At 66.3% G+C, this 7,038-nt stretch carries 3 protein-coding genes; 2 read left to right on the top strand and 1 reads right to left on the bottom strand.

Annotation, left to right across the window (positions count from 1 at the left end):
• Positions 1 to 180: 180 nt before the first annotated feature.
• Positions 181 to 3,099, bottom strand: a complete 2,919-nt coding sequence (locus FHW83_RS30305; RefSeq protein WP_176650089.1) for a diguanylate cyclase — start codon at positions 3,097 to 3,099, stop codon at positions 181 to 183.
• A 193-nt stretch (positions 3,100 to 3,292) separates the two neighbouring features.
• On the opposite strand from FHW83_RS30305, the gene FHW83_RS30300 reads away from it, so the two are divergent.
• A complete protein-coding gene (locus FHW83_RS30300) occupies positions 3,293 to 4,888 on the top strand; it encodes a methyl-accepting chemotaxis protein (RefSeq protein ID WP_176650088.1) in 1,596 nt (531 codons plus the stop codon).
• Positions 4,889 to 4,937: 49 nt separating this feature from the next.
• The gene (locus FHW83_RS30295; protein WP_176650087.1) at positions 4,938 to 6,908 is read left to right on the top strand and encodes a U32 family peptidase; all 1,971 of its coding nucleotides are present in this window, start codon (positions 4,938 to 4,940) and stop codon (positions 6,906 to 6,908) included.
• Positions 6,909 to 7,038 lie beyond the last annotated feature (130 nt).

Raw genomic sequence — 7,038 nt, 5'->3', positions numbered from 1 at the left:
GGTTTTTGAGTTTGGCGACTACGGGTATACGCCCGTTAACCAATACCTGCAACACCTTCAGGCTTATTCAAGCAAATTTATTCCGGACAGCAGTGGGCGCAGGCCGGAATCCATACAAGGCATGGGTTACGACAGCGCCCGCGTTCCATGGGTTCCGGCCTGCGCCGGAACGACAGTGCTTCACTTCATGGCGTCGCCATCCGGCCCGACGAACTCGATGCGGTTGCGGCCCAGTTCCTTGGCGCGGTACAGCGCCAGGTCGGCGCGCCGCACCAGTTCCAGTCCCGCCACCGGCTGCGCCGGGTCGAATTCGACCACGCCGAAACTGGAGGTCACCGCCAGCGTGCCCTGATCGCCGATGTCGAACGGCGTCGACGCCACCGCCATGCGCATCGCCTCCACCCGCGCCGCGCCGTTGGCCTGCGTCAGGTCGGGCAGCAGCACCAGGAATTCCTCGCCGCCGTAGCGGCCCACCAGATCGTACGGCCGCACGCAGCCGTTCAGGCGCCGCACCAGATCGCGCAGCACGGCGTCGCCGGCCAGGTGGCCATGGGTGTCGTTGATGCGCTTGAAGTGGTCGAGGTCCAGCAGGCACAACAGGAAGCCCTTGCCGTCGCGCTGGGACTTCTGCATGGCCTGCTCCATCATCTCCAGCATCGCCACCCGGTTCCAGGCCTTGGTGAGGCCGTCGCGCAGCGCGCGCTCGCGCAAGGCTTCCTGCGACAGCTCCAGCTCGCGCGTGCGGGCCTCGAGGTCGCTGGTGCGCTCGCGCACCAATTGCTCCATCCTGGCGTTGCGCTGCTGCAGCCCGCGCACCCGGTGGCGATACAACAGCAACAGCGTGGCCGCGCCCAGCACGCCGCACAGCGTGAAGAACCAGGTGCTCAGCCACCACGGCGGCACCACGGTGAAGCGCAGCTCGCGCACTTCCGATTCGCTTTGCGTGTTCAGGTTGCTGACAGCGTACTGCAAGCGATAGCTGCCCGGCTGTAGCGCCGCGTAGCGCAGCTGCGGCACGCTGGTGGTGGTCCATTCCTGCTCCAGGCCGGCCATGCGGTAGCGGAATTGCAGGGCGTCGCGATGCTGGTAGCTGAGACTGGCCATGCGCAGATTCAGGGCCGAGGTCGACCACGGCAGGCGGTCGCCGTCGCGCAGCTGCAGCGTTTGGCCGTCGCGCTCCGTGGCCTCGATGATGGCCGACAGGGGCGTGGGCGCGAACAGGCGCTCCGGCCGTGTCACATGCGAGACGCCGTTGGTGCTGGTGATCCACATGGTGCCGTCGGCTTCCTCGAACAGCTGGCGCGAGTTGAGGTCGTTCCAGACCAGCCCGTCGCTGCTGTCGAACTGGCGCCACTGCCGGCGGTTCCACACCACCAGCCCGACGTCGGTGCTGATCCACAGCCAGCCATGGCGGTCCTCGTGCAGCGCCTGGATGGCGCGCTCGCGCAGCAGCGGCGACTGTATCGCCTCCCTGACCAGTCCGGAGGCCCCGACCCGTGTCTTCCACAAGCTGCTGCCCTGCCCCAGCCACACACTGCCATCGGCCGCGCAGGCCATGGCGTCGTACTCGCGGCCGACTTCGTAGCCGAGGTCAAAACTGTCCCATTGCATGCCGCGCAGGCGCCACAGCATGCGCGGCCGCAGGAACCAGAGCGTGCCGTCCGCGCTCTGGCAACTGCGCCGGGTGATACCGTCCACCAGGCCGCTGCCCTTCGGCAGCCCCGGCGCCAGGTGCGGCTTGCCGGGCGAGCGGGTATCGTCGATCACGTACAAGCCATCGCCCGTGCTGATCCACAAGCGCCCCTCGCGGTCCGCCAGCAACTGGAAAATCATCGGCAGCTTCGCCACCTCGGTCACCTTGCCGCTGCGGACGTCCTCGCGCGTCAGCGAGCCGACGTAGCTGCTGGTCCACAACTGCCCCTGCAGATCGGTGACCATGCTGTTCCACTGCTCGGCGCGGTAACCGGGCACCGGCACGGCGCGTGTGGCTTCCGGGCTGGTCAACATGACCAGCCCGGAGCGTGTGGCGATCCGCAGATGGCCGACGCCGTCGCGCCGCACGGCGAACACCTTGTCATCGGGCAGCCCCTGGCCCGTGCCCCAGTTCTCCCAGTTGTCGTAGCCCATCCAGCGCGCCAGGCCGTGGCCGCCCGTGCCCAGCCATAAACCCTGGTCGCGGTCGACCAGCATGGCGATCACGCCGCTGCCTATCTTCAGGCCGTTACCCGGGCCGAACAATTCCCAGCGCTCGCCGCGCCAGCGGGCCAGGCCGGAATCGATGCTGACCAGCACGCGGTGATCGTCATCCTCCACCAGGCTGGTGCCCATGGTGGCCTTGCGCATCACCTCGCCGGGCGGGGTGCGGTCGATGAATTGTTGAGCGCCGGGTTTCAGCACGATCACATGACGTTTGCCGCGCGCCCACAGCGCGCCATCGGAGGTGCGCAGCAAGTTCTGCCACTCGTCGGCCGGCACGCCGGCGGAGGTGCCGAACTCGGTGAAGCCGCGGCTGTCGCGCACGCACAGCGCCGCGCCACAGTTCATCCACAAGCGGCCATCGGCCTCCACCAAGAAGGTTGTAATGTCGCGCAACGCCGGCCGGCGCCGGACTTCTTCCGCGGAGAACAGCCGGCGCACGTCGAAACGCCCATCGTTCTCCGTGATCCGCAATAGCTCGAGGCCGCTTTGCACAATGACGCTGCCGTCCGGCGCCAGCGCCAGCGACTGGCTGGCATCGGGCGACGGCCCCCTGCCCTCGAACACCAGCGCCTGGAAGCGGCCGTTGATCTGCACGTATAACTGTTCGCGCGTGCCGACCCACAAGCGCTGCTTGCGATCGAGTATCAGCGCGATGGTTTGCGTGTCCGCCAAGCCATCTTTCTGCGCGTAGCGGCGGAACTCGGCGCCGTTGTAGCGAAACACGCCGTTCTCGGTGGCCATCCACAGGTAACCGGTGGCGTCCTGCACCAACGCATTGACGGAAAGATTGCCCAGCCCATCCTGTTGGGTCAGATATTGGATGGGCAGTTGCTGGGCAAGCACGCCGGCGGGCGCCATCCCCGTGAGCAATGCCGCCAACACGGCAAAGACTAAGCGCATGTGCATCTCCAGAATATTTTTCTTTGACAACTAATAAGGCCCTACCTTAGCAAGTAACGCTCATCCAGGCCACCTTTTTCCGCTATCAGGATTTCCCTACACGCGAAAGCGGTGGCGCCTTATCGGCGGATGCGGGACAAGTTAATAGACTCTGAGCATGTGAGCTGGGCGCGTGGTCCCGTGGAGAGGCTTGATGAAACGGCAATACGATATCAAAACCGGCTTTTTCGTCATGCTGGCCGCCTTCGGGCTGGGGTTCATCCTGTATGGCGCCTGGTCGGTCAAGGTGCTGCGCGACGTGCGCGTCAATGGGCCGATCTACGAGCGCATCGCCGAAAGCAAGGATCTGGTGGCGGACGTGCTGCCGCCGCCCGAATACATCATTGAATCGTATCTGGTGGTACACCAGTTGCTGGCCAGCGAGCGGCCCGACGAGCGGCGCCAGCTAACGTCGCGCCTGCGGTCGCTGCGCCAGGACTTCGAGACCCGCCACCAATACTGGCAAGGCAGGAAGCTGGAGCCCGAGCTGCGCCAGGCCCTGCTGGAGCAATCCGCCACAGCCGCCCGGGCCTTCTACGACATCGCCGAGCGCGATCTCCTGCCCGCCATCGAACGCCAGGACCAGCCCGCCGCCACGCAGGCGGCGCAGCGCATGGGCACGCTGTACGAACAGCATCGGCAAGCCATCGACCGGGTGGTGGAATTGGCCAGCCGCCGCGCCGCCGACGACGAGGCGGCCGCCACCGCGCACATGCTGTCCGCCAGCTGGCAGATGCTGGCCATCTTCGTGCTGGCGTTCGTATTCGCGGCGCTGGTGGCGGTCAGGATCCTGCGCACCTTGTTCCGCCAGCTGGGCGGCGAACCGGCGACGGCGGCGGCGCTGGCGGCGCGCATCGCCGCCGGCAACCTGGCGGTCGGCATCCGCCTGCGGCCGGGCGACAAGGGCAGCCTGCTGCACGCCATGCAGGGCATGCGCGACGACTTGATTCGCATCGTCTCGCGCACCCGCGACGTCACCGAGGCCATCTCCAGCGCGTCGGCGCAGATCGCCATCGGCAACCAGGACCTGGCCGGCCGCACTTCGCTCCAGGCCGGCTCGCTGGAGCAAACCACGGCCACCATGCACGAGTTGACCGGCACCGTGGCGCAGAACGCCGACCGCGCCCAGGCCGCCCACGAGCTGGCCGACAGCGCCGCGCTCACCGCGCAGCGCGGCGGCCAGGTGATGCGGGACATGACGCAGACCATGGCCGACATCGACAGCACGTCGCGCCGTATCGCCGACATCATCGGCGTGATCGACGGCATTGCCTTCCAGACAAACATCCTGGCGCTGAACGCCGCCGTCGAAGCGGCGCACGCCGGCGAGCAGGGACGCGGCTTCGCGGTGGTGGCGTCCGAGGTGCGCGGCCTGGCCCAGCGCTCGGCCGGCGCGGCCAGGGAAATCAAGGACCTGATCGGCGCCTCGATGTCGCAGGTCGAGGCCGGCAACCAGCTGGTCGAGCAGGCCGGCGCCGCGATGCGGGAGGTGGTGAAAAGCATAGAGGAAGTGGCAAGCATCACCGGCGAAATCACCCACGCCAGCTACAGCCAGAGCAGCGACATCACCGAAATGCACAAGGCGCTGCGCAAAATGGACGCCGACACCCAGCAAAACGCCACCCTGGTGGAGCAAACCGCCGCCGCCGCCGAGTCCATGCGCACGCAGGCGGAACAGCTGGTGGAGGTGGTGAGCGTGTTCAAATTAAGCGAAACCGGCGCCCCGGCGCGCTTGCGGGCGATGACTTAAGGCCTTGATTTCGCTATAATTCCGGCCTTCATATGTAAGGAATGCCGCCATGACCCTGCTCGCCAACCAGCTTGAACTGCTGTCGCCCGCCAAAACCGCTGAAATCGGCCGCGAAGCGATCCTGCACGGCGCCGACGCCGTCTACATTGGCGGCCCGGCCTTTGGCGCGCGCCATAACGCCAGCAACTCGATCGAGGAGATCTCCAGCCTGGTGGCGTTCGCGCACCGTTATCGTTCGCGCATTTTTGTCACGCTGAACACGATTCTGCACGACGCCGAGCTGGACGCCGCCCGCAAGCAGATCTGGCAGCTGTACGAGGCCGGCGTCGACGCGCTGATCGTGCAGGACATGGGCTTGCTGGAAATGGACCTGCCGCCGATCCAGCTGCACGCCAGCACCCAGTGCGACATCCGCACGGTGGAAAAGGCCAAGTTCCTGGGCGACGTCGGTTTCTCGCAGCTGGTGCTGGCGCGCGAGCTGACCATCGAGCAGATCAAGAAGATCCACGCCGAGGTCGACACCCCGCTGGAATACTTCATCCACGGCGCGCTGTGCGTGGCGTATTCGGGCCAGTGCTACATCTCGCACGCCGACACCGGCCGCAGCGCCAATCGCGGCGACTGCTCGCAGGCCTGCCGCCTGCCGTACACGCTGAGCGACAGCAAGGGCCGCGTGGTGGCGTATGAAAAACACCTGCTGTCGATGAAGGACAACGACCAGAGCCGCAACCTGGAGGCGCTGGTCGACGCCGGCATCCGCTCGTTCAAGATCGAGGGCCGCTACAAGGACATGGGCTATGTGAAGAACATCACGGCCCATTACCGCCTGCTGCTGGACGAGATCATGGAGCGCCGCACGGAATTCACGCGCGCCGCCAGCGGCCGCACCAACATCCTGTTCACGCCGGACGTCGACAAGACCTTCCACCGCGGCCACACGGATTACTTCGCCAACGGCCGCCTGGACGATATCGGCGCCTTCGACAGCCCGAAATACGTGGGCGTGGAGCTGGGCACGGTCACGCGCATCGGCACCGACCACATCGACCTGAGCACCAACGCGCCGATGGCCAATGGCGACGGCCTGAACTACCTGCACAAGCGCGAGACCTTCGGCATCCAGGCCAACACGGTGAAGAAGCTGGGCGAGGACGAGGAAGGCCAGCAATGGCGCGTGTTCCCGAACGAGCAGATCAGCGCCCTGCCCGGCCTCAAGGTCGGCATGACCATCATGCGCAACCGCGACCACCACTGGGAGGGCGCGCTCAACAAGAAGTCGTCCGAGCGCAAGGTCGGCCTGCACCTGACGCTGAGCGAGCAGGCCGACGGCCTGCGCCTGTCCCTGTGCGACGAGGACGGCATCCTGAGCGACACCGACGCCGCCATCGCCTACCAGCCCGCGCAGCAAGCCGAGCAGGCGGAAGCGGGTCTGCGCGCCAGCCTCGCCAAGCTGGGCAACACCATGTTCGCGGCGGACAGCGTGACGCTGCAATTGTCCAAGCCGTGGTTTGTGCCGTCGGCCGCGATCAACGCGCTGCGCCGCGAGGCCATCGAGAAGCACGAGGCAGCCCGCCTGGCCGCGTGGGACCGTCCACAGCGCAAGGCTCCGGCCGAGCCGCCGGCGATCTTCCCGGAAACCCAGCTCAGCTACCTGGCCAACGTCTACAACGAGAAGGCGCGCGCGTTCTATCACAAGCACGGCGTGCAGTTGATCGCCGCCGCCTACGAGGCGCACGAGGAACCGGGCGAGGTGCCGCTGATGATCACCAAGCACTGCCTGCGTTTCTCCTTCAACCTGTGCCCCAAGCAGGCCAAGGGCGTGCAAGGCGTGCAGGGCCAGGTCCGCGCCGAGCCGATGACGCTGGTCAGCGGCGACGAGACCTACACCCTGCGCTTCGACTGCAAGCCGTGCGAGATGCACGTGGTGGGCGCCATGAAGCCCGGCATTCTGAAATCGCCGCCGCCATCGAACATCCCTTACAGCCCCCTGGTCTTCCACCGCCAGCGCCCGCGCGCATAAATCCGGCTCATGCGCTAATGCCGCTAAGTTAAGAACCGTCATTCCCGCGCAGGCGCACTGCTGTCCGGAATAAATTTGCTTGAATAAGCCTGAAGGTGTTGCAGGTATTGGTTAACGGGCGTATACCCGT

The sequence above is a fragment of the Duganella sp. SG902 genome (assembly GCF_013376005.1).
Lineage (GTDB): Bacteria > Pseudomonadota > Gammaproteobacteria > Burkholderiales > Burkholderiaceae_D > Rugamonas.
This window is presented reverse-complemented; position numbering and strand designations above follow the sequence as displayed.